Here is a 21,990-nt window from a genome sequence, read left to right as displayed (position 1 = left end):
TCAGGGTATCAGTACACACCGGCTCCCTGTGGGAGGGGGCTTGCTCCCGATAGCGGTGTTTCAGCCCATACATTCATAGCTGATAGGCCGTCATCGGGGGCAAGCCCCCTCCCACATTTGGATCGCGGCGCCTCTTAGAGTGTGGCTTTTACCGCCGGTAATGCCTCCTGGCCATCGATGGTTTTCACGCCGTCGAGCCACTTGTCCAGCACCGCCGGGTTGGCCTTGATCCACGCTTTCGCCGCCTCGGCATTGCTGACCTTGTTATTGGCCACTTCAGCCATGATGCTGTTTTCCATCTCTTGGGTAAAACTCAGGTTGGTCAGCAGTTTTCCCACATTCGGGCAGGCCTGCGCGTAACCCTTGCGGGTCAAGGTATACACGCTGCCGGTGTCGCCAAAGTATTTCTCGCCGCCCTTGAGGTAACGCATTTTCAACTGCACGTTCATCGGGTGTGGAGTCCAACCGAGGAAAGTGACGAAACGCTGTCTCTTCACCGCCCGCGAGACTTCGGCAAGCATTGCCTGTTCGCTGGACTCGATCAGCTTCCACTGGCCGAGATCAAAGTCATTTTTCTTGATGATCTCCTGCAGCGAGATATTCGCTGGCGCGCCAGAGCCGATGCCGTAGATCTTCTTGTCGAATTTGTCGGCAAACTTGTTCAGGTCGGAAAACTCATGCACCCCGGCGTCCCATACGTAATCCGGCACGGCGAGGGTGAACTCGGTGCCGTCGAGGTTTTTCGCCAGTTGCACCACATCGCCGTTGGCCACGAACTTGTCATAGAAGCCCTGCTGCGCGGGCATCCAGTTGCCCATGAACGCGTCCACCTGGCCGTCCTTGAGCCCGCCAAAGATAATCGGCACCGCCAGGGTGTCGACCTTGGGCTTGTAGCCCATGCCCGTCAGCAGGAAACCCGTGATGGCGTTGGTGGCGGCAATATCGCTCCAGCCCGGATCGGCCATTTTTACCGTTTCACAACGGGCGTCCGCGTACACATGGGCGCTGCTTAAGGCGAGTACCGCTACGCTTAGCACCACAGTCAACTTTTGCATGGCCTTCCCTCTGTTTATTTATTGGTTTTGGCAGGGTTGTGGATAACGTGCCTTGCGCTCCAGATCGTCGAGGTCGATATGGTTGCGCATGTACTGCTGACTGGCGTCCACCAGTGGCTGGTGGTCCCAGCTCTTCAGCTTGCCTTGGGTCAGCGCCTCGAACACCAGGCGGCGACGGCGTTGGCTGGCGAGCACCTGCTGGTGGATCGCCGGGATGTCCCATTTAGCCCGCGCTTCACGCAAAAACGCTTCGAACAACACCCGGTGTTCCGGTGACTCGCTGAGGTTCTCCCGCTCGTGCGGGTCGTTGTGCACATCGAACAGTAGACAAGGATCGTCTTCGCTGTAGATGAATTTGTAGGCGCCCCGGCGGATCATCATCAACGGGCTGATAGTGCCTTCGGCCATGTATTCGCCAAACACTTCGTCGTGCCCGCCTTGCCCCTGCAAGTGTGGGACCAGCGAACGGCCGTCCAGTGGCAGGCGCGGGTCCAGTTCGCCGCCGGCCAGTTCTACCAGGGTCGGCAACAGGTCAGCGGTGGACACGGCCTGAGTGACGCGGCCAGCGGCGAACTGCCCCGGCGCACTGATCAGCAGCGGTACGCGGGCGGCCATCTCGAACCAGTGCATTTTGTACCAGAGGCCGCGTTCGCCGAGCATATCGCCGTGGTCGCCGGAGAAGATGATGAGCGTGTCGTCGGCCAGGCCGGTGTCTTCCAGGGTTTGCAGGAGTTTGCCGACATTACTGTCGATGTAGCTGCACGCCCCGAAGTAGGCGCGGCGCGCATCGCGGATCTTGTCCACAGGCAGCGGTTTGTCCCACAAGTCATAGACCTTGAGCAGCCGCTGGGAGTGTGGATCCAAATCTCCTTGCGCCGGCGTTGCAGGCAAAGGGATGTCGGCGTCGTCGTACAGATCCCAGAACGGCTTGGGAATGGTGTAGGGGTCGTGGGGGTGGGTCATCGACACGGTCAGGCAGAACGGCTGGTCGCCGTCCTCGCGAATATGATCGAACAGGTACTGCTGGGCCTTGAACACCACCTCTTCGTCGAAATCCAGCTGGTTGGTGCGCACGCACGGGCCGGCTTGCAGCACTGAGGACATGTTGTGGTACCAGGTGGGACGTACGTCCGGTTCATCCCAGTTCACTGCCCAGCCATAGTCGGCAGGATAGATGTCGCTGGTCAGGCGCTCTTCGTAGCCGTGCAATTGGTCGGGGCCGCAGAAGTGCATCTTTCCCGACAGCGCGGTGCGGTAGCCGAGGCGCCGCAGGTAGTGGGCATAGGTCGGCACATCGGCGGGGAAATCGGCGGCGTTGTCGTAGGCGCCTATCTTGCTCGGTAACTGGCCGCTGACCAGGGTGAAGCGCGACGGTGCGCACAACGGGCTGTTGCAGTAAGCGGCGTCGAATACCACGCCTTGGGCGGCGAGGCGACTGAGGTTGGGCAACTTGATCGGGGACGGCCCGTAGAACGGCAGCATGGGTGCGGCCATTTGATCGGCCATGATGAAAAGAATGTTCTTGCGCTTCATGGTTTCTCGGCGTTCCATAGGCGGTGTTTATGCGAATGAGCATGCGGCCTATGAAACATGGGGTAAAGCCCATGCCAAGCAATGTCTAGGATAAGTTGAGCTTATGTATAAAGCGCTGGGTAACCTCTCTCTCGACCTGCTGCGTGCCTTTGAAGCGGCAGCGCGGCATCGTAGTTTCACCGCCGCCGCGATGGAGCTGGGCACTACTCAACCGGCCGTCAGTCAGCAGATCAAGCGTCTTGAAGAGCAATTGGCAATCCGCCTGTTTGACCGCATTTATCGCGGTATCGAACTGACCGACGCCGGCGCGCTGCTGTTCGAGCATGTGCAAAGCGGCTTGCAGAGCGTCAACCAGGGCCTCGTCGCCATCTCCCAACAAGACCAGCACGAAGTGCTGCAAGTGGCCACCGACTTCGCCTTCGCCGCCTATTGGCTGATGCCGCGCCTGCACCGTTTCCACCAGGCCAACCCGCAGGTGGATGTCAGCCTGGTGACCAGTGAGCGCAACCACGCCACCCTGCGCAGCGATATCGATGTGGCGGTACTGTTTGGCGATGGCCGCTTCAAGCAGGGCGACAGCCTGTGGTTGTTCAACGAGGAAGTGTTTCCGGTGTGCAGTCCGCAATGGCTCAAGGACCAGGCAGCACCGCTGACCGTGCAGGCCTTGCAAGACTGCCCGTTGCTGCACCTGCGCCAGGAAAATAACAGCCGGTGGTTCGACTGGAACGGGGTGTTCCGTGAACTGGGTATCACGGCCGCGCCGACCCCTGGCCAATTGCGTTTCGACAACTACACCTTGCTGATCCAGGCCGCGATTGCCGGCCAGGGTGTTGCCATCGGCTGGCGCCACCTGGTGGATAACCTGCTGGAGCAAAACTGGCTGTGTCGACCGATCAGCGACACCGTGACCTCGCGTTTCGGCTATTACGTGGTGCAACCCCAGCGCAAACGCCGTGGGCAGTTGGTCGAGCGCTTTGTCGAGTGGCTGGTCGCTGAACAGGCCAGCAGTGCGCAGTCGTTGACCGGGCTGGCCCTGCCATCGATTGCGGTCTAGGATCGGCGCATATTGGATCCGGAGTCCGTCATGCAACGTATCAAGGGCTACCACGCCCACATCTACTTCGATGCCAGCACTATCGAACAGGCCCGTACCCTATGTGAAGACGCGGCCAGGCTGTTTCCCCTGCGCATGGGCCGTGTGCACGAGAAGCCGGTGGGCCCGCATCCGGATTGGAGCTGCCAGCTGGCGTTCGAGCCGGAATACATCGGCGTGGTATTGCCGTGGCTGGCGCTGCATCGCAATGGTTTGGTGGTGTTCCTGCACCCTGAAACCGGCGATGACTTGAAGGATCACACCGACTACGCGGTCTGGATGGGGGCCATGCGCGAATTGAATTTGTCGGTTTTTTAACCTTCCTTATCAGATAAAGCCTTGCGTCTCCGTCGCGAAAATCCGGGAGAGCTGTAGGACTTATCTTGTCTTGTCTCATTATATGGGATTGATATTTATATATTGAGATGTTCCTTGCCGTAGGTTTATATTCGCCCATCTGCTTTTTTCAGCACCCACTCATTTCAGGTGAAGCGATGCAGGCGCAATTGATCGCGCTCGATTGGGGGACCAGCTCCCTTCGTGCTTACAAACTCGGCTCCGCAGGCGTGGTGCTGGAACAACGCTCGCTGGCCTTGGGCATCATGCATTTGCCCAGCGAACCCCGGAAGATCGCCGGCGTTGACTGTACTGACGGTTTTGAGTTGGCGTTCGATACCGCCTGCGGCGATTGGCTAGAGGCCCAACCGGGCCTGCCGGTGATCGCCTGCGGCATGGTCGGCAGCGCCCAGGGTTGGAGCGAGGCGGCTTATCGCAGTACCCCTGTGGACGTCGCCAGCCTCGGCCAGGCGCTGCACTGCGTGCGTAGCTTGCGCGGGATGGATGTGCATATCGTGCCGGGGGTAATCGAACAGGTTGGCCTGCCCAATGTGATGCGCGGCGAAGAAACCCAAGTGCTCGGCGTGCTGCAAGGCCTTGGGGCCCAGGTGCTGATTGGGTTGCCTGGCAGCCATTCCAAATGGGTCGAGGTGGTCGAAGGTCGCATTACCCATTTCGACACTTTCATGACCGGCGAACTGTTTGCGGTATTGAGCAAGCACAGCATCCTGGGCCGCACCCAGCAACCGTGCGAGCAATTCCAGGCCGAGGCGTTCGATCGCGGTGTGCAGGTGGCGCTTTCGAAAGACGGCGAGCGTGGCGTGCTGTCGACGCTGTTCAGTGCCCGCACCCTGGGGCTGACTGCTGAACTGGCGCCCGAGCAGCAGCCCGACTACCTGTCCGGCCTGCTGATCGGCCACGAACTCGCCGGCTTGCCAGACAGCGCCAAACATAAACCCATCATCCTGGTGGGCGCGGCACCCCTCTGCGTCCGCTATCAACGCGCCCTCGCCCTTTGCGGTTTTGCCCATGTGAGCCTGGCGCAGGAAGCCACCGAACGCGGCCTGTGGCAATTGGCCGTGGCGGCTGGGCTCATTCAACCTGTAACGGAGGCCTGACATGCTCAAGCAAGCACTCGCGCAAAACGGTTTGATCGCAATCCTGCGCGGCATACGTCCGGATGAAGCCCAGGCTATCGGTAAGGTGCTATACGCCGCGGGTTTTCGTGTGATCGAAGTCCCGCTCAATTCGCCCGACCCGTACACCAGCATCCGCACCCTGCGTGACAGCCTGCCCGCCGATTGCCTGATCGGCGCCGGCACGGTGTTGACGCCGGAACAGGTCGAGCAGGTCAAGGCTGCGGGTGGCCAGGTGATCGTCATGCCCCATAGCGATGCCAAAGTCTTGCGTGCCGCCAAGGCGGCGGGCTTGTACTTGTCGCCCGGCGTGGCCACTCCCACAGAAGCTTTTGCTGCACTGGCCGAAGGCGCTGATGTATTGAAGCTGTTCCCGGCCGAGCAAGTCGGCCCGGCAGTGATCAAGGCATGGCTGGCGGTACTGCCGGCGGGCACCTTGTTGCTGCCGGTGGGCGGCATTACCCCGGACAGCATGCAGGTGTTCATCGACGCCGGCGCCAAGGGGTTCGGGTTGGGTTCCGGGCTGTTCAAGCCGGGAATGACAGTGGATCAGGTCGCGAGCCATGCCCAGGCTTATGTCGCCGCCTGGAAAGCCCTGAGCTGATATCAAGTTCCGCGCCTACAGGCGCTGCATCTATAAGAGAGACAAGAGATGAAAATCACCAAACTGACGACCTTTATCGTCCCGCCGCGCTGGTGCTTCCTCAAGGTCGAAACCGACCAGGGTGTGACTGGCTGGGGTGAGCCTGTGGTCGAAGGCCGTGCTCACACCGTCGCGGCTGCCGTCGAAGAACTGTCCGACTACCTGATCGGAAAAGACCCACGCAATATCGAAGACATCTGGACCGTGCTCTATCGCGGCGGTTTCTACCGTGGCGGAGCCGTGCACATGAGTGCCCTCGCCGGCATCGACCAGGCGCTGTGGGATATCAAGGGCAAGGCCCTAGGGGTGTCGGTCAGCGATCTGCTGGGCGGCCAGGTGCGCGACAAGATCCGCGTGTACTCCTGGATCGGCGGTGACCGTCCCGCCGACACCGCCCGCGCCGCTAAAGATGCCGTGGCCCGTGGCTTTACTGCGGTGAAGATGAACGGTACCGAAGAGTTGCAGTTTGTCGACAGTTTTGAAAAAGTCGACCTGGCCCTGGCCAACGTCGCGGCCGTGCGTGATGCGGTAGGCCCTAACGTAGGGATCGGCGTCGACTTCCATGGCCGCGTGCACAAGCCCATGGCCAAGGTTCTGATGAAAGAACTCGACCCGTACAAGCTGATGTTCATCGAAGAGCCGGTGCTCAGCGAAAACTACGAGGCGTTGAAAGAACTGGCACCGCTGACCAGTACACCGATTGCCTTGGGTGAGCGCCTGTTCTCGCGTTGGGATTTCAAGCGCGTGCTCAGCGAAGGCTATGTCGACATCATCCAGCCGGATGCCTCCCACGCAGGCGGTATTACCGAAACCCGCAAGATCGCCAACATGGCCGAAGCCTACGACGTGGCCTTGGCCCTGCACTGCCCGCTGGGGCCCATCGCGCTGGCGGCGTGCCTGCAGTTGGATGCGGTTTGCTATAACGCGTTTATTCAGGAGCAGAGCCTGGGTATTCACTACAATGAGAGCAATGATCTGCTCGATTATGTGCGTGACCCGGGGGTATTCGACTATGACCAGGGCTTTGTGAAGATTCCGAACGGGCCGGGCCTGGGCATCGAGATCAACGAGGAATATGTGGTTGAGCGCGCGGCTATTGGCCATCGCTGGCGCAATCCGATCTGGCGTCATGCCGATGGCAGCTTTGCCGAGTGGTGATTTCTGACTGACGCAACTGCGGTTCAAAAATGTGGGAGGGGCGGTGCGACGATTCGACTTGCCCCCGATAGCGGTGAATCCGCCACCGAAGATGTCGACTGACACTCAGCCATCGGGGGGCAAGCAGCCTCCCACATTTGATCCGGTTCCTTCAGTAAGCCCAATCCTCAATAAACATAAGAAGAGGCAACCCATGCACCCTGAATCCCTTACTGGGCAGGCTTCTTTAGTGACGCCCAGCAGAAAGCGCTACTTCATCATGGTGCTGCTGTTCATTACGGTGGTGATCAACTACCTCGACCGTAGCAACCTGTCGATTGCCGCCCCGGCGCTGACCAGCGACCTGGGCATCGACCCGGTGCAGGTCGGGCTGATTTTTTCGGCGTTCGGCTGGACTTACGCGGCCATGCAAATCCCCGGCGGCTGGCTGGTAGATCGTGTGCCGCCGCGTATTCTCTATACGGTCGCCCTGCTGCTGTGGTCGATCGCCACCGTTATGCTCGGTTTCGCCGCCAGCTTTATCGCGCTCTTCGTGTTGCGCATGGCGGTGGGCGCATTGGAAGCACCGGCCTATCCGATCAACAGCCGTGTGGTCACCACCTGGTTCCCTGAGCGCGAGCGCGCGACCGCGATTGGCGTCTACACCTCCGGGCAATTCGTTGGCCTGGCGTTCCTTACGCCGGTCCTGGCCTGGCTGCAACATCATTATGGCTGGCACATGGTGTTTGTCGTTACCGGTGGCGTCGGTATCCTGTGGGCCGCGATCTGGTACGCGGTGTACCGTGAGCCGAAGGATTTCAAGGGCGCCAATGCGGCTGAAATCCAGTTGATCCGTGATGGCGGCGGCCTGGTGGACATGCAGGCACAAACCGTCAAGGCGCCCTTCAGTTGGGTCGACCTGGGTATCGTGCTGAGCAAGCGCAAACTCTGGGGCATCTACCTGGGCCAGTTCTGTCTGAACTCTACGCTGTGGTTCTTCTTGACCTGGTTCCCGACGTACCTGGTGAAGTATCGCGGCATGGACTTCATCCAGTCAGGCTTGTTGGCATCATTGCCGTTCCTGGCCGCGTTTGTGGGCGTGCTGTGTTCGGGGGTATTTTCCGATTGGCTGATTCGCCGTGGCGCCTCGGTGGGCTTCGCGCGCAAGCTGCCGATCATCAGCGGCCTGCTGATCTCTACGGCGATCATCGGCGCCAACTACGTGGACTCCACGGCGTGGGTCATCGCGTTCCTGGCGGTGGCGTTTTTCGGCAATGGCCTTGCATCGATCACCTGGTCATTGGTGTCGACCCTGGCGCCTGCCCGGTTGCTGGGGCTGACCGGTGGGGTGTTCAACTTCATCGGTAACCTGGCAGCGATTGCCACGCCTATCGTGATTGGTTTTCTGGCCAGCGGCGATTCGTTTGCGCCGGCGATTACCTATATTGCGGTACTGGCATTGCTTGGTGCGCTTTCCTACATATTGCTCGTAGGTAAAGTCGAGCGGATCGAGCTGTAAAAGCGGGCGACCTTAGGGTCGCCCTTTTTTTCGAGCTACGGCACCGACATCTCGTTACGAAAAATATGGTGTGGGTCCCAGCGCTGCTTGGTACGCCTTAATCGGCTTTCGATGATCAGGTCGGGGAAGAAGATTCGGTACCATTGGGGGTTTTTGCCGTTGGGCGGATTGCCACCCACGTACGTCATGTCGAGGTCAGGGTAGTTGATGTAGCAACCTTCGAATTCATTGTTGATCGGTACGCCCTGATCATCGGCAAACGCGTTGAGGTACAGCCCTCGGATCCAGCTGGCGTGGGCGTGGTCCGAAGCGGCGCTGGCATCGCGCCAATAACATTGTGGCTGCCACTTGAGGTAGGAAGAGCGCTGCGCGGCTGAGGATTCCCTGCGCACTGGCGCGCTGACGGCATTGATCTGGCCACCGAAAGACTGAATCTGGATAAGGCTTTGTGTCAGGTGCTTGTCTGGGTCAGGCCAGTTCAATGTGGTCCAGATGGCGTCCAGTACCTGAGGGGTGAATGAACCCTTTTGGTAAGCCGACTTATAGCGCCCCCGCTGGTTGTCCCCTGAGCCATTCAACGTCTGTTGGCACACCAGCCAATCCAGGCGCTGCTCGGCTGCCTTCGCGGCTGAGACTGAGTCGATGGTGCGTCCGGTGGCGCTGCCGGGCGGCAGATGGATGACATGAAACGGCACCAGCGACTCTGTAGCGGGAAGGCCAATGGCTGTGAGCATCCTGCTGACTAAGTCATCGAAGGGCGCCCGGTCGTTCAGTTCGCCATCCTTGTCCACATAGTGAATGCCTAAGGTAACGTTGCCCGTGTGTCGGTGGCGCATCTCAAGCTTGGTCGCCAGCCCCCAGGTGTCCGGGTTGCCTTGATTGCCGGCGAACCATGACTGATAGGCGGCCAGCAGGTTGTCGAGTGCGGGTTTGGTCAGTACTGACCAGTCCCATTCCAGCACCAGCCACAGCACTTCCTTCGGTGCCGCAGGCAGGTCTTTGAAGTAATAGCTGGTGATGATGCCGAACTGTCCGCCACCGGCACCGCAGCACGCTGCGAACAGGTCCAGTTCGTCCTGGCTGGCGCTGTTTCTTGAAACGTGCTGCTTTTCGAGAGCTTTGCCTTCGATATCGGGCACCAGGATATCCACACCGCTGAGCCAATCACACACCAATCCATATTTGCGCGACAGCAGCCCATAGCCGCCCCCGCAAATGTGCCCGCCCAGACCCACCGAATAGCACGACCCCCCTGGCAGGGTCTTGTTGGCCAGTTTGTATAACGCTACGTAGACATCCCAGTTTTGCGCACCGGCTTCGAGGCGAAAGCTATAGCGTTCAGTTGCATCGGGGTCCAGATCGGAACCGATTTGCCCGGCAGCGTCGTAGACCACTCGGTTCAGCGCACTGATATCCAGGATCGACAGCACCTCATCGGGGCTGTCGGGCATCTTGTTGGCGACAAAACCTTCGTAGCAATGGCCCCCGCTGCGCACGGTGATGCGCCCGTTGGGTTGAGCCAATGCCTGCGCGGCGGCGTCTATGATGTCTTGCGGGCTGTGGCAGAGGTAGATCAGGTTGGCGCCATTGGGCGAGGACTGGCCCTGCACGTTGCCGAGTGGCCAGCGCAGGTTGAAACCTTTCTGCAATGTTGAATGACGGCGGTCTGAAGGGGTGACGAGATCAAATGCCATGATGTACTCCTGAAGAGACAAAGATGACTTCTGATGCGGCTAACTTAACGACCGGGGGCAAGGACTGCGTGGCCTGCGAGGGTGGTTAGACGGCAAAGGGCACGAAGCGCGTTAAAAGGAGGCGGGCGACATGCCCGCCTCCCTTGAAGCCTAGCTGATCAGCCGGAAGCCGTTCAGATGGAGGGATTACATTTACTTGCGAGCGTTACGCACACCTTCCGACAGCGCCGCGCACAGGCTCAACACGCCATCAATGGCTTGCTGGTCGTTTTCGGCGTTGGCGATATGGTCGATCAGCGCTGAACCCACCACTACACCGTCGGCCAGGCGCGCAATGGCTGCTGCCTGGTCCGGCGTGCGTATACCAAAGCCGATGCTGATCGGCAGGTCGGTATGGCGACGCAGGCGGGTCACGGCTTCTTCGACGTGCTCCAGGGTGGCGGCACCGGCACCGGTCACACCGGCGACCGACACGTAATACACAAAGCCGGAGCTGCCGTTGAGTACGGTGGGCAGGCGTACGTCATCGGTGGTCGGGGTGGTCAGGCGGATAAAATCGATGCCTGCGGCTTGGGCCGGGTCGCACAGTTCGCCGTTATGCTCAGGCGGCATGTCGACCACGATCAGGCCGTCGACGCCAGCTGCCTTGGCATCGGCAATGAATTGTGGCACGCCGTATTTATGGATCGGGTTGAAGTAGCCCATCAACACCAGTGGGGTATCGTTGTTGTCCTGGCGAAACTCGCGGACCATTTGCAGGGTTTTCACCAGGTTCTGCTTGGCGGTCAGCGCACGGATATTGGCCAATTGAATAGCCGGGCCGTCAGCCATCGGGTCAGTGAAGGGCATGCCCAGCTCGATCACATCAGCGCCGGCTGCCGGCAGGCCCTTGAGGATCGCCAGTGAGGTGTCATAACCCGGGTCGCCGGCGGTGACGAAAGTCACCAGGGCAGCGCGGTTTTGTTCCTTGAGTTGCGCGAAGCGGGTTTGCAGGCGGCTCATTTAGTGTTTCTCCTGCTGAGACTGTTCCATGTGGTGCATCACGGTCTGCATGTCTTTGTCGCCACGGCCGGACAGGTTGACCACCATCAGGTGATCCTTCGGCAAGGTCGGTGCGCGCTTGAATACTTCTGCCAGGGCGTGGGCGCTTTCCAGAGCAGGAATAATCCCTTCGAGACGGCAGCATTTGTGAAAAGCGTCCAAGGCTTCGTCGTCAGTCACCGAGGTGTACTGGACGCGACCGATATCATGCAACCAGGCGTGCTCAGGGCCGATGCCGGGGTAGTCGAGGCCGGCGGAAATCGAGTGGGCGTCGATGATCTGGCCGTCGTCGTCCTGCAGCAGGAAGGTACGGTTGCCGTGCAGCACGCCCGGTACGCCCCCATTGAGGCTGGCGGCGTGCTTGCCGGTTTCGATGCCATGGCCTGCGGCTTCAACACCGATGATCTCGACGCTGGTGTCATCCAGGAACGGGTGGAACAGGCCCATGGCGTTGGAACCGCCGCCGATGCATGCCACCAGGCTGTCCGGCAGGCGGCCTTCCTGGGTTTGCAACTGGGTACGGGTTTCCTTGCCGATCACGGCCTGGAAGTCGCGCACCATCGCCGGGTAAGGGTGTGGGCCAGCCACGGTGCCGATCAGGTAGAAGGTGCTGTCGACGTTGGTTACCCAATCACGCAGGGCTTCGTTCATCGCATCTTTCAGAGTACCGGTGCCGGCGACCACCGGGATCACTTCGGCGCCCAGCAGTTTCATGCGGAACACGTTGGCCTGCTGGCGCTCGATGTCGGTGGTGCCCATGTAGATCACACATTGCAGGCCAAAGCGTGCAGCGACAGTGGCGGTGGCCACGCCGTGCATGCCGGCGCCGGTCTCGGCGATGATGCGTTTCTTGCCCATGCGCCGGGCCAGCAAAATCTGGCCGATGCAATTGTTGATCTTGTGCGCGCCGGTGTGGTTCAGCTCTTCGCGCTTGAGGTAGATCTTGGCGCCGCCACAGAACTCGGTCAGGCGTTCGGCGAAGTACAGCGGGCTGGGGCGTCCGACGTAGTCGCGCTGGAAGTAGGCCAGTTCTTCGTTGAACGCCGGATCAATCTTGGCCGCTTCGTATTCACGGGCCAGGTCGAGAATCAACGGCATCAAGGTTTCAGCGACGTAGCGGCCACCGAACCCACCAAACAGGCCGTTGGCGTCAGGGCCGTTGCGTAGATCGGTCTGGGACTGAGTCATGGGACGCTCCAGGAAAAATGTGTGTGAGAAGCAATGAGGCCCACTCTACCCCTGACGCTGTAGCCTGAAAACCGATAAGATCGCCGCAACCTGTCAGGAAAACTCACAGATGAGCCGCGACCTTCCACCCCTCAACGCCTTACGCGCATTTGAAGCCACTGCCCGCCTCAACAGCGTCAGCCAGGCCGCCGAGCAATTGCATGTGACACATGGTGCGGTGAGCCGCCAGTTGAAAGTGCTTGAAGAACAGTTGGGTGTAAGCCTGCTCGTCAAGGAAGGGCGAGGCCTTAAACTCACAGATGCGGGCGTAAGGCTGCGAGATGCCAGCGCCGAGGCGTTCGAGCGTTTGCGGGATGTGTGCGCTGAGCTCACCCAGAGCAGCGCCGATGCGCCTTTCGTACTCGGTTGTTCGGGCAGTTTGCTGGCGCGTTGGTTTATTCCGCGCCTGGGGCGCTTGAATGCGGATTTGCCGGACTTGCGCTTGCACCTGTCTGCTGGCGAAGGTGACCTTGACCCTCGTCGCCCCGGGTTGGACGCGCTGCTGGTATTTGCCGAGCCGCCCTGGCCGGCGGATATGCAGGTGTATGAACTGGCCAGCGAACGCATCGGTCCGGTCATGAGCCCGCGTTTTGACGGTTATGAACAGTTGCGCCTGGCACCGGCATCGGCCTTGGCTGATGAAGCGCTGCTGCACACCACCTCACGGCCCCAAGCCTGGCCCAGTTGGGCGCGTCAACACGGCATTGAGCCGGGCGCGTTGAAACTCGGCCAGGGATTTGAGCATTTGTATTATTTGCTGGAAGCGGCAGTTGCAGGATTGGGAGTGGCGATTGCGCCAGAACCGCTGGTGGCAGAGGACCTGCGTGCGGGTCGCCTGGTGGCGCCGTGGGGTTTCAGCGAAACCCCGGCGCACCTGGCGTTGTGGCTACCCAAGCGCGCCGCAGACGGGCGCGCCGCGCAGTTGACGCAATGGCTCAAGGCCGAGCTGATGCGCCAACCGCTATAGCCGGTAAATCAGTCGCCGCGCTTGCACAGAAGGTAGGCCGCCAGCAGACCCAGCGCGCCAACGGCGACGCCGGCGGTGGTCCATGGATGCTCTTGTGCGTAGTCCCGGGTGGCAACACCAGTTTCGCGAATTTTGACTTTGCTTTCTTCATAGGCATCGCTGATCAGATGACGAGAGTGCTTGAGGGCGTTCTCGGCATTGCTTTTCAGGGCCTTCAGCGTTTTGCGCGACTCATCGGATGCATCATCCTTGAGGCTCTCAAGGGACTTGAGCAGGCTCGAGATCTCGGCTTCCATGCTTTCCAGCGACGCTTTGCGTAAAGAAGTGTTGGCCATGTGAACATCTCCTGAAGTGATTGAGTGGCGTGTGTAGATACCGACTGCGGCGGTTTCAGAAAGTGCAGTAATTCTGAACTTTCACCTCTCAACGGTCGCCAGAAGCAGTACGAGTATTCACTGCTAGTCTTGATTAACGACCCCTAGGAGAAATGCCATGAGTGATCATCACACCTACAAGAAAGTCGAATTGGTGGGCTCTTCCACTACCAGCATCGAAGACGCGATCAACAATGCCCTGGCCGAGGCCAATAAAAGCATCAAGCACCTGGAGTGGTTTGAGGTGACCGAAACCCGCGGCCACATCAAGGATGGCAAGGCCGCGCATTTCCAAGTCACGCTTAAGGTGGGATTCCGAATTGCCAGTAGTTGATCGGCTGAGTTGAACTTTGACCGCTGGCCGATTGCCATAACCTGCGCTACAAACAACTGGTGCCGACGCGATGAGCGTCGGCACGCTCTTTCGATCAGCGCAAGGAAAGTAACGGATGAAGAAGTTTCTGTTGGCGGTAGGTTTGTTGAGCATTGCGGGCACGGCCCTGGCGGCGGGCAAGCCTTGTGAAGAGCTGAAAAGCGAAATTGCAGCGAAAATCGACGCCAAGGGCGCTTCGGGTTATTCGCTGGAAGTAGTGGATAAAGGCGCTTCGACTGACGCTGAAGTGGTCGGCACCTGCGAAGGTGATACCAAGCAAATCGTCTACAAACGCGGTTAATCCCGTGTTGCAGACATAAAACGACGCACCTGTGGCGAGGGAACTTGCTGCCGCTGGAGTACGCAGCGCTCCCCTTTTCTTGGGGCCGCTACGCAGCCCAGCGGCAGCAAGCTCCCTCGCCACAGGTGCGTCGTTTTTTCGCCTGGGTTCAGCCTTTCATCACCTGCGCCAACAGCTCATAGGAATGAATTCGGTCGGCGTGCTCGTACAGGTCGCTGGTGAAGATCAGCTCATCGGCGCCGGTCTGCTCGATCAACACCTCCAGCTTGGCGCGGATCTTCGCCGGGCCGCCCACCATGGCCAAACCAAGGAAACTGCCGACCGCGTCTTTTTCATGGGGCAGCCACAGGCCGTCCATGCTGTTCACCGGTGGGCGTTGCACCAGGCTCTGGCCGCGCATCAGCGCGAGGATGCGCTGGTACACCGAGGTGGCCAGGTAATCGGCCTGTTCATCGGTATCCGCCGCCACCAGCGGAATGCCGAGCATCACGTAGGGCTTGTCCAACACTGCCGACGGCTTGAAGTGATTGCGGTACACGCGAATTGCCTCATGCATCAAGCGTGGTGCGAAATGAGAGGCGAAAGCGTAGGGCAAACCCCGCTCACCGGCCAATTGCGCGCTGAATAGGCTTGAACCCAGCAGCCACACCGGCACGTTGGTGCCGGTGCCCGGTACGGCGATCACCCGTTGATCGGGCGTACGTGGGCCCAGGTAGGCCATCAATTCGGCCACATCCTCGGGGAAATCATCGGCACTGCCTGAGCGTTCACGGCGCAGGGCGCGGGCGGTCATCTGGTCGGAGCCGGGCGCACGGCCCAGGCCCAGGTCAATACGGCCTGGGTAGAGGCTTTCCAGGGTGCCGAACTGCTCGGCGATCACCAGCGGCGCATGGTTAGGCAGCATGACGCCGCCGGAACCCACGCGAATGGTCGAGGTGCCGCCGGCCAGGTAGCCGAGCAGTACCGAGGTGGCCGAGCTGGCGATGCCGTCCATATTGTGGTGCTCAGCTACCCAGAAACGGTGATAGCCGAACTTTTCCACGTGCTGGGCCAGGTCCAGGGAGTTGCGCAGCGACTGCGCCGGATTACCGTCTGCCCGCACGGGCACCAGGTCGAGGGTCGAGAATTTTACGTCAGACAGCGATTTCATAAGCCTGCTTCTCCAATTGGGGCGCACAGGCTTTCTTTGACGAGCCAAAACCTGCCGCGGCATGTGCATGCCCTATGCAATGAGGGCATATACCCGAGATTCAATAGTACGCGAGAAATTTCCTACTTAAACACTAGGTTTTTCTAACGAGTGAACTTTGCCGTGGCGTCTATCCTCAGAACCCTTACTGACACAAAACCACCGTTCGAGGAGAAAGCTATGAGCATCGTTAAAAAAGCATCCGCGCATTGGGAAGGTGATCTGAAGACTGGACTGGGTTCCATTTCCACGGAAACCGGCGTGCTGCGCGAAGCGCCCTACGGTTTCAAGGCCCGTTTCGAGGGCGGCAAGGGTACCAACCCCGAAGAACTGATTGGCGCGGCTCACGCCGGCTGTTTCTCCATGGCGTTTTCCATGATTCTCGGCGACGCCGGGCTCAAGGCCGACAGCATCGATACCCAGGCTGATGTGACGCTGGACCAGGTCGATGGCGGCTTTGCGATCACTGCGGTGCATCTGACCCTGAAAGCCAAGATCCCAGGCGCCAGCCAGGCACAGTTCGACGAACTGAGCAAAAAGGCCAAGGAGGGATGCCCGGTTTCCAAGGTGCTGAACGCGACCATCACCCTGGATGGCACGCTGGTTAACTAACACAGCGCTTTTTTGTGGGAGGGGGCTTGTCCCGATAGCGGTGGGTCAGCCATAGTTGGATGACGGGCACACTTTTATCGGGCACAAGCCCCCTCATTCATTTAGTTATGCGTTAAATCAGAACTCGTGTTTCCCCTATGTGGTCCTATAGCCTATGCAGCCTTAGGCGCACACTCGTGCGCATGCATTCAGGGAGCTTCACACATGAAACGTTTTGCCTTGGCGATCATCTGCGCTGGATTGGCCACTTCGGCCGTGGCCGCTCCGAAAGATTGTGAAGAGCTCAGGAAGGAAATTGAAGTACAGCTCCAGGCCAAGGCGATTCCGTCCTACACCCTGGAAATCATTACCGCCGAAGAAGCCAAGAATCATGACGAAGCCATGATTGTCGGTTCGTGCGAAAACGGCACCAAGCGCATCATCTATCAGAAGAACAACGACTGATCAGATGCAGTTAACGCTGCGTTCTTCGGCCAGCAACTGCCGTGCTGAGTCATACAGCCGGATATTGGGCGTGAACGCCAGCGAGCGGCCTTCGAGCACATAGCGCTGGCCAGCCTGGAAATGGTCGTACTGCAAGGTCATGAAGCAGGTTCGATACATCATCTGGCTGAGGCCCCCCAAACCACCGCCGGCGGGCACTTCAAAATCAAAGCGCACCATCAGCTCGTGAGGGCCGGGGGGCATCTGGAAAAAGCGCCCGTCGTCGAGGTTCTTCCCATCCAGGCGCTGGGCCATGACCAACTTGGAGCCCGGCGTCGGCGTGGTGAAGTCGACCCAGGCCTGCTGCGGATCAACGGGTGGGATGGGGGTCGAAGCGCAAGCGCTGAGTAACAGGGCGGCGATGGGCAATACAAACTGACGCATGGCAGGTACTCAACACGAGGAGAGTCTTGAGTATAAACATGCAGCATCGTGGAAAAATCCCCTTCAAGCGCGATAGTCTGGCGCATCTATCACCCAGGAGCAGTCGGGGCATGATCAGGCGTTTTCTTCCAGGGTTGATGGTTGTGCTACTCAGCGGTTGTTCCAGCGTCAGTTATTACAGCCAGTTGGCGAGCGGCCAGTGGCATCTATTACGGGCACGGGAGCCGGTTGCCGAGGTCATCGCCGACCCGTCTCGCCCTCAAGTGCTGCGCGATCATCTCGTGCAGTCGCAGAAAGCCCGAACCTTTGCCAGTGAACATTTGCATCTGCCTGACAACCAAAGTTACCGCCTATACGCCGATATCGGCCGGCTCTATGTGGTATGGAATGTCTTTGCCACGCAGGAGTTTTCCCTATCTGCTGAAAACCACTGCTTTCCCATTGCCGGATGCGTCGCCTACCGCGGCTACTACAGCCAGGGTGCGGCACGTGGCGAAGCGGCGCTGTTGCGGCAGCGGGGTATGGACGTATCGATCGGTGGTGTCGAGGCCTATTCCACCTTGGGTTGGTTCAACGACCCGATCATGAGTTCGATGATGAGCTGGGGCGATGAGCGCCTGGCCACGCTGATTTTTCATGAGCTGGCCCACCAACGCTTTTACGTGAAAGACGACACCGAGTTCAATGAGTCTTATGCCAGCTTCGTCGAGCAGGAAGGCACTCGTCAATGGCGGGCGGCACGAGGCCTGGCGCCCGTCAGCGATGCGGCGTTGAAGCAGCGCGATCAGTTTATCCGGTTGATTCTCGAAACCCGCAATCGCCTGGAAGCGCTGTATGCGCAGCCGTTGGCAGCGGACGTGATGCGGCAAGCCAAAGCGGCGCAGTTTGAGCGCTTGCGCAGTGAATACCGACAGATGCGTGATAGCCAATGGGGCGGCGACAAGCGTTATGACGCCTGGATCAACCAGCCGATGAATAACGCACGGCTTTTGCCGTTCGGTCTGTATGACCAGTGGGTGCCGGCGTTCGCGGCGTTATTTGCACAGGAAGGTGGGGATTGGGTGAAGTTTTATGCAGCTGTGGAAAGGCTGGGTGGGCTGCCAGTGGCGCAGCGTAAAGCGGCGTTGAGGCAATTGGAGAGTGGTGGCCGTTAGGGCCTCATCGGGGGCTTGCCCCCGATAGCGATTTCAAGCGCGTTGCAAAAACGCCTGATGCATCTGCGCCAACGTTTCGAAATGCCAGGTCGGTGCCTCGGCATTCAACTCCTCAAAACTGCCAAATCCATACCCCACCGCTGCCGAATCCAGCCCGTTGCTGCGGGCGCCGATCAGGTCATGCTTGCGATCACCGACCATCAAGGTGGTGGCCGGGTCCAGCCCTTCCTCACGCATCAAGTGGGCGATCAACTCGATCTTGTTGGTGCGCGTGCCGTCCAGCTCGCTGCCGTAGATCACCTTGAAGTGTTTGGCGAAGTCGAAATGCCGCGCAATCTCACGGGCAAATTCCCACGGCTTGGAGGTGGCTACGTATAGCTGGCGGCCCTGGCTGTTCAGCTCTTCCAGCAATGGCATGACGCCGTCGAATACGCGGTTTTCATACAGCCCGGTAACCTTGAAGCGTTCGCGATAGAAATTCACTGCGTCCCAGGCCTTGGCCTCGTCGAAGCTATAGAACTGCATGAATGCCTGCAGCAAGGGCGGACCAATGAAGTGTTCGAGCTTGGTCAGGTCGGGCTCGTCGATGCCCAACTTGCCGAGGGCATACTGGATCGACCGGGTAATGCCCTCACGCGGGTCGGTGAGGGTGCCGTCCAGGTCGAACAGCACGGTGGAGTGGTTCAGGATCATTGATCGAATCCTTCAGCCAGGTGCAGGTCCTTGAGCTTCACGTAGTTCGCGGCGCTGTAGGTGAAAAAGACACGCTCTTTGTCAGTCAGCGCACGGACCTGTTTAACCGGGCTGCCCACATACAAAAAGCCGCTGTCGAGTTTCTTGCCGGGCGGCACCAGGCTGCCGGCGCCGATGATCACATCGTCTTCGACCACGGCACCGTCCATCACGATGCTGCCCATGCCGATCAGGATGCGGTTACCCACGGTGCAGCCATGCAGCATGACCTTGTGGGCGATGGTCACGTCGTCACCGATCAGCAGCGGGAAACCGTCAGGATTGAACGGCCCTGCATGGGTAATGTGCAGCACGCAGCCGTCCTGCACGCTGGTACGTGCACCGATGCGGATGCGGTGCATGTCGCCGCGTATCACTGTCAGCGGCCATACCGAGCTGTCGGCGCCGATTTCGACATCGCCGATCACCACCGCCGAAGTATCGACAAAAGCCCCGGCGCCCAGGGTTGGCGTGTGGTTCTGATAGGTGCGAAGGGTCACGATAGCCTCTCTCTCTTCTGCTGATAGCTGCGGTGGGTGTTGATTGTAATTAAGATGGCCCCATCTTTGTTCTTACATGTTTCTTCAGCCAAGGTGCCAACCGTGAGCGCGAACAACCCTCTATTGCAGTCCTACGACCTGCCGCCGTTCTCGGCGATCCGTGCCGAGCACGTCCAGCCGGCCATCGAACAGATCCTCGCCGATAACCGTGTGGCTATCGCAGACATCCTGCAAAGCCAGGGTAAAAATCCGACATGGGCCGGTCTGGTCCTTGCCATGGATGAACTCAATGATCGTCTTGGCGCTGCCTGGAGCCCGGTCAGCCACCTCAATGCCGTGTGCAACAGCGCCGAGCTGCGCGAAGCCTACGAGGCTTGCTTGCCGGCATTGAGCGCCTACTCCACCGAAATGGGCCAGAACCGCGAACTGTTCCAAGCCTTCGAAGCCTTGGCTAACAGCCCAGAGGCCGCCGGTTTCGACGTGGCGCAGAAAACCATCCTGGAACACGCCCTGCGCGATTTCCGCCTGTCGGGCATCGACCTGCCGCCGGAGCAGCAAAAGCGCTACGCCGAAGTGCAGAGCAAGCTTTCCGAGCTGGGCAGCAAATTCTCCAACCAGCTGCTGGACGCCACCCAAGCCTGGACCAAGCACGTCACCGATGAAACCACCCTCGCCGGCCTGACCGACTCTGCCAAGGCGCAAATGGCCGCTGCGGCCCAGGCCAAGGGCCTTGATGGCTGGTTGATCACCCTGGAGTTTCCCAGCTACTACGCGGTAATGACCTACGCCCAGGACCGCGCCTTGCGTGAAGAGGTGTACGCCGCTTACTGCACCCGTGCATCGGACCAAGGCCCGAACGCCGGCCAGAACGATAACGGCCCGGTGATGGAGCAGATCCTCGACCTGCGTCAGGAACTGGCCCGGTTGTTGGGTTTTGCATCCTTCTCCGAGCTCAGCCTCGCAACCAAGATGGCCGAGTCCAGTGACCAGGTGCTGAGCTTCCTGCGTGACCTGGCCAAGCGCAGCAAGCCGTTTGCTACCCAGGATTTGCAGCAGCTCAAGGCTTACGCCGCCGAACAAGGCTGCGCTGACCTGCAGAGCTGGGACAGCGGTTTTTATGGCGAGAAACTGCGCGAGCAGCGCTACAGCGTGTCCCAGGAAGCCCTGCGCGCCTACTTCCCCATCGACAAGGTGCTGGGCGGGCTGTTTGCCATCGTTCAGCGCCTGTATGGCATTGAGATCGCCGAGCTAAAGGGCTTCGACGCCTGGCATCCGGATGTCCGCCTGTTCGAAATCAAGGAAAACGGCGAACACGTGGGGCGCTTCTTCTTCGACCTGTACGCTCGCGCCAACAAGCGCGGCGGCGCCTGGATGGACGGAGCCCGTGACCGCCGCCGCACCGTCGACGGCGTGCTGCAAAGCCCCGTGGCCAACCTGGTGTGCAACTTCACTCCGGCCGACAGCGGCAAGCCTGCCCTGCTGACCCACGATGAAGTCACCACGCTGTTTCACGAATTCGGCCACGGCCTGCATCACCTGCTGACCCGCGTTGAACATGCCGGCGTATCCGGTATCAACGGCGTGGCGTGGGATGCGGTGGAGTTGCCGAGCCAATTCATGGAGAACTGGTGCTGGGAGCCCGAAGGTCTGGCACTGATCTCCGGCCACTATGAAACCGGCGAGCCGCTGCCCCATGACCTGCTGGAAAAAATGCTCGCCGCGAAAAATTTCCAGTCCGGCCTGATGATGGTGCGCCAGCTGGAGTTCTCGCTGTTTGACTTCGAGCTGCACGCCACCCATGGCGATGGCCGCAGCGTGGCGCAGGTGCTCGAAGGCGTGCGTGACGAAGTCTCGGTGATGCGTCCGCCAGCCTACAACCGCTTCCCTAACAGTTTCGCGCACATCTTTGCCGGTGGTTATGCGGCGGGTTACTACAGCTACAAGTGGGCGGAAGTGCTGTCCGCGGACGCATTTTCCAAGTTCGAAGAAGACGGCGTGCTCAACGCCCAGACCGGTCGGGCCTTCCGCGAAGCGATTCTGGCGCGTGGGGGTTCCCAGGCACCGATGGTGCTGTTCGTCGACTTCCGCGGACGAGCGCCGTCGATTGACGCACTCTTGCGCCACAGCGGCCTGAGTGAGGACGCGGCAGCATGAGTGAAGGGCCTGTGATTACCAAAAAGCAATTTATCGCCGGGGCGGTCTGCCCGGCGTGCAGCGAGCCGGACAAGTTGAAGATGTGGACCGAAGACAGCGTGCCGCACCGTGAATGCGTGGCCTGCGGCTATACCGATACGCTGAATGATCAAGGCCTGTCGGTGCCCAAGGAGTTGGGCACGCGGGTCAATACCTCGGCGTTGAAAGCGCCTGCGAATCCAAAAGTGCAAGCCGTGCAGTTCTTTCCCAACCCCAAGTTGAAAAAAGACTAACAACCTGTACGCATACCGAAATGTGGGAGGGGGCTTTCCCCCGATAGCGGCGTTCCAGCCATGCATAGGTTGGCTGACACG

Annotated in this window: 24 protein-coding genes; 14 read left to right on the top strand and 10 right to left on the bottom strand. The window is 59.8% G+C overall.

Annotated features, from left to right (window positions below; all coding sequences use genetic code 11):
- Positions 1-134 precede the first annotated feature (134 nt).
- On the bottom strand, positions 135-1,055 hold the full coding sequence (gene choX, locus KVH01_RS04935) for a choline ABC transporter substrate-binding protein (RefSeq protein WP_217880655.1): 921 nt from the start codon (positions 1,053-1,055) through the stop codon (positions 135-137).
- 18 nt (positions 1,056-1,073) lie between these two features.
- Entirely contained in the window at positions 1,074-2,588 is a 1,515-nt protein-coding gene (gene betC, locus KVH01_RS04930; RefSeq protein WP_217880654.1) for a choline-sulfatase, read from the bottom strand.
- A gap of 103 nt (positions 2,589-2,691) precedes the next feature.
- Here betC and KVH01_RS04925 point away from each other — a divergent pair, with 103 nt between their 5' ends.
- The 6 genes from KVH01_RS04925 (at position 2,692) to KVH01_RS04900 (ending at position 8,452) form a co-directional block, all read left to right on the top strand.
- Positions 2,692-3,642 (top strand): choline sulfate utilization transcriptional regulator, encoded by a 951-nt coding sequence (locus KVH01_RS04925; RefSeq protein ID WP_217880653.1) that lies wholly within the window; start codon positions 2,692-2,694, stop codon positions 3,640-3,642.
- A gap of 30 nt (positions 3,643-3,672) precedes the next feature.
- Positions 3,673-3,999: a DOPA 4,5-dioxygenase family protein gene (locus KVH01_RS04920; protein WP_043048273.1), complete on the top strand. Its 327-nt coding sequence runs from the start codon at positions 3,673-3,675 to the stop codon at positions 3,997-3,999.
- Positions 4,000-4,175: 176 nt separating this feature from the next.
- Positions 4,176-5,135: a 2-dehydro-3-deoxygalactonokinase gene (locus KVH01_RS04915; protein WP_217880652.1), complete on the top strand. Its 960-nt coding sequence runs from the start codon at positions 4,176-4,178 to the stop codon at positions 5,133-5,135.
- A gap of 1 nt (position 5,136) precedes the next feature.
- A complete protein-coding gene (locus KVH01_RS04910) occupies positions 5,137-5,757 on the top strand; it encodes a 2-dehydro-3-deoxy-6-phosphogalactonate aldolase (RefSeq protein ID WP_217880651.1) in 621 nt (206 codons plus the stop codon).
- Positions 5,758-5,805: 48 nt separating this feature from the next.
- Positions 5,806-6,954, top strand: a complete 1,149-nt coding sequence (dgoD, locus tag KVH01_RS04905; RefSeq protein ID WP_217880650.1) for a galactonate dehydratase — start codon at positions 5,806-5,808, stop codon at positions 6,952-6,954.
- Between the two features lie 193 nt (positions 6,955-7,147).
- Positions 7,148-8,452, top strand: coding sequence for an MFS transporter (locus tag KVH01_RS04900; protein WP_217880649.1), 1,305 nt, complete (start codon positions 7,148-7,150; stop codon positions 8,450-8,452).
- Positions 8,453-8,487: 35 nt separating this feature from the next.
- Here KVH01_RS04900 and KVH01_RS04895 read toward each other — a convergent pair whose 3' ends face one another.
- The 3 genes from KVH01_RS04895 to trpB all read right to left on the bottom strand — a co-directional run bounded on the left by KVH01_RS04895 (position 8,488) and on the right by trpB (position 12,375).
- Positions 8,488-10,146, bottom strand: coding sequence for an FAD-dependent oxidoreductase (locus KVH01_RS04895; protein WP_217880648.1), 1,659 nt, complete (start codon positions 10,144-10,146; stop codon positions 8,488-8,490).
- Positions 10,147-10,338: 192 nt separating this feature from the next.
- A complete protein-coding gene (trpA, locus tag KVH01_RS04890) occupies positions 10,339-11,148 on the bottom strand; it encodes a tryptophan synthase subunit alpha (protein ID WP_043048279.1) in 810 nt (269 codons plus the stop codon).
- On the bottom strand, positions 11,149-12,375 hold the full coding sequence (gene trpB, locus KVH01_RS04885; protein ID WP_217880647.1) for a tryptophan synthase subunit beta: 1,227 nt from the start codon (positions 12,373-12,375) through the stop codon (positions 11,149-11,151).
- Positions 12,376-12,484: 109 nt separating this feature from the next.
- Between trpB and KVH01_RS04880 the strand changes: the two genes are divergently transcribed.
- The gene (locus KVH01_RS04880) at positions 12,485-13,381 is read left to right on the top strand and encodes a LysR family transcriptional regulator (protein ID WP_217880646.1); all 897 of its coding nucleotides are present in this window, start codon (positions 12,485-12,487) and stop codon (positions 13,379-13,381) included.
- A gap of 8 nt (positions 13,382-13,389) precedes the next feature.
- Here the strand turns inward: KVH01_RS04880 and KVH01_RS04875 are convergent, their stop codons facing one another.
- Positions 13,390-13,716, bottom strand: a complete 327-nt coding sequence (locus KVH01_RS04875; RefSeq protein WP_003170746.1) for a DUF883 family protein — start codon at positions 13,714-13,716, stop codon at positions 13,390-13,392.
- Between the two features lie 157 nt (positions 13,717-13,873).
- Here KVH01_RS04875 and KVH01_RS04870 point away from each other — a divergent pair, with 157 nt between their 5' ends.
- Both KVH01_RS04870 and KVH01_RS04865 read left to right on the top strand, forming a co-directional pair.
- The gene (locus KVH01_RS04870; protein ID WP_005783406.1) at positions 13,874-14,089 is read left to right on the top strand and encodes a dodecin; all 216 of its coding nucleotides are present in this window, start codon (positions 13,874-13,876) and stop codon (positions 14,087-14,089) included.
- Positions 14,090-14,204: 115 nt separating this feature from the next.
- Positions 14,205-14,429: a DUF1161 domain-containing protein gene (locus KVH01_RS04865; protein WP_217880645.1), complete on the top strand. Its 225-nt coding sequence runs from the start codon at positions 14,205-14,207 to the stop codon at positions 14,427-14,429.
- Positions 14,430-14,577: 148 nt separating this feature from the next.
- Here KVH01_RS04865 and KVH01_RS04860 read toward each other — a convergent pair whose 3' ends face one another.
- Positions 14,578-15,579 carry an LLM class flavin-dependent oxidoreductase gene (locus KVH01_RS04860; RefSeq protein ID WP_217880644.1) on the bottom strand — a complete coding sequence of 334 codons (1,002 nt, stop codon included), beginning with the start codon at positions 15,577-15,579 and terminating at the stop codon, positions 14,578-14,580.
- Positions 15,580-15,798: 219 nt separating this feature from the next.
- On the opposite strand from KVH01_RS04860, the gene KVH01_RS04855 reads away from it, so the two are divergent.
- On the top strand, positions 15,799-16,230 hold the full coding sequence (locus KVH01_RS04855; protein ID WP_043048284.1) for an OsmC family protein: 432 nt from the start codon (positions 15,799-15,801) through the stop codon (positions 16,228-16,230).
- A 204-nt stretch (positions 16,231-16,434) separates the two neighbouring features.
- On the top strand, positions 16,435-16,674 hold the full coding sequence (locus tag KVH01_RS04850; RefSeq protein ID WP_043048286.1) for a DUF1161 domain-containing protein: 240 nt from the start codon (positions 16,435-16,437) through the stop codon (positions 16,672-16,674).
- On the opposite strand, the gene KVH01_RS04845 is transcribed toward KVH01_RS04850, so the two are convergent.
- Entirely contained in the window at positions 16,675-17,097 is a 423-nt protein-coding gene (locus KVH01_RS04845; RefSeq protein WP_217880643.1) for a PA0061/PA0062 family lipoprotein, read from the bottom strand.
- Between the two features lie 110 nt (positions 17,098-17,207).
- On the opposite strand from KVH01_RS04845, the gene KVH01_RS04840 reads away from it, so the two are divergent.
- Entirely contained in the window at positions 17,208-18,251 is a 1,044-nt protein-coding gene (locus tag KVH01_RS04840) for an aminopeptidase (protein WP_217880642.1), read from the top strand.
- A 33-nt stretch (positions 18,252-18,284) separates the two neighbouring features.
- Here KVH01_RS04840 and KVH01_RS04835 read toward each other — a convergent pair whose 3' ends face one another.
- A complete protein-coding gene (locus KVH01_RS04835; protein WP_217880641.1) occupies positions 18,285-18,944 on the bottom strand; it encodes an HAD family hydrolase in 660 nt (219 codons plus the stop codon).
- The gene (locus KVH01_RS04830) at positions 18,941-19,483 is read right to left on the bottom strand and encodes a gamma carbonic anhydrase family protein (RefSeq protein ID WP_217880640.1); all 543 of its coding nucleotides are present in this window, start codon (positions 19,481-19,483) and stop codon (positions 18,941-18,943) included. The genes KVH01_RS04835 and KVH01_RS04830 overlap by 4 nt, the downstream gene beginning before the upstream one ends.
- Before the next feature lie 102 nt (positions 19,484-19,585).
- Here KVH01_RS04830 and prlC point away from each other — a divergent pair, with 102 nt between their 5' ends.
- Positions 19,586-21,637 (top strand): oligopeptidase A, encoded by a 2,052-nt coding sequence (gene prlC, locus KVH01_RS04825; RefSeq protein ID WP_318836566.1) that lies wholly within the window; start codon positions 19,586-19,588, stop codon positions 21,635-21,637.
- Positions 21,634-21,909, top strand: coding sequence for a YheV family putative zinc ribbon protein (locus KVH01_RS04820; RefSeq protein WP_217880638.1), 276 nt, complete (start codon positions 21,634-21,636; stop codon positions 21,907-21,909). The genes prlC and KVH01_RS04820 overlap by 4 nt, the downstream gene beginning before the upstream one ends.
- The last annotated feature ends 81 nt before the right edge of the window (positions 21,910-21,990 follow it).

Origin of the sequence: Pseudomonas khavaziana (assembly GCF_019145205.1) — a bacterium.
Taxonomy (GTDB): domain Bacteria; phylum Pseudomonadota; class Gammaproteobacteria; order Pseudomonadales; family Pseudomonadaceae; genus Aquipseudomonas; species Aquipseudomonas khavaziana.
This window is presented reverse-complemented; position numbering and strand designations above follow the sequence as displayed.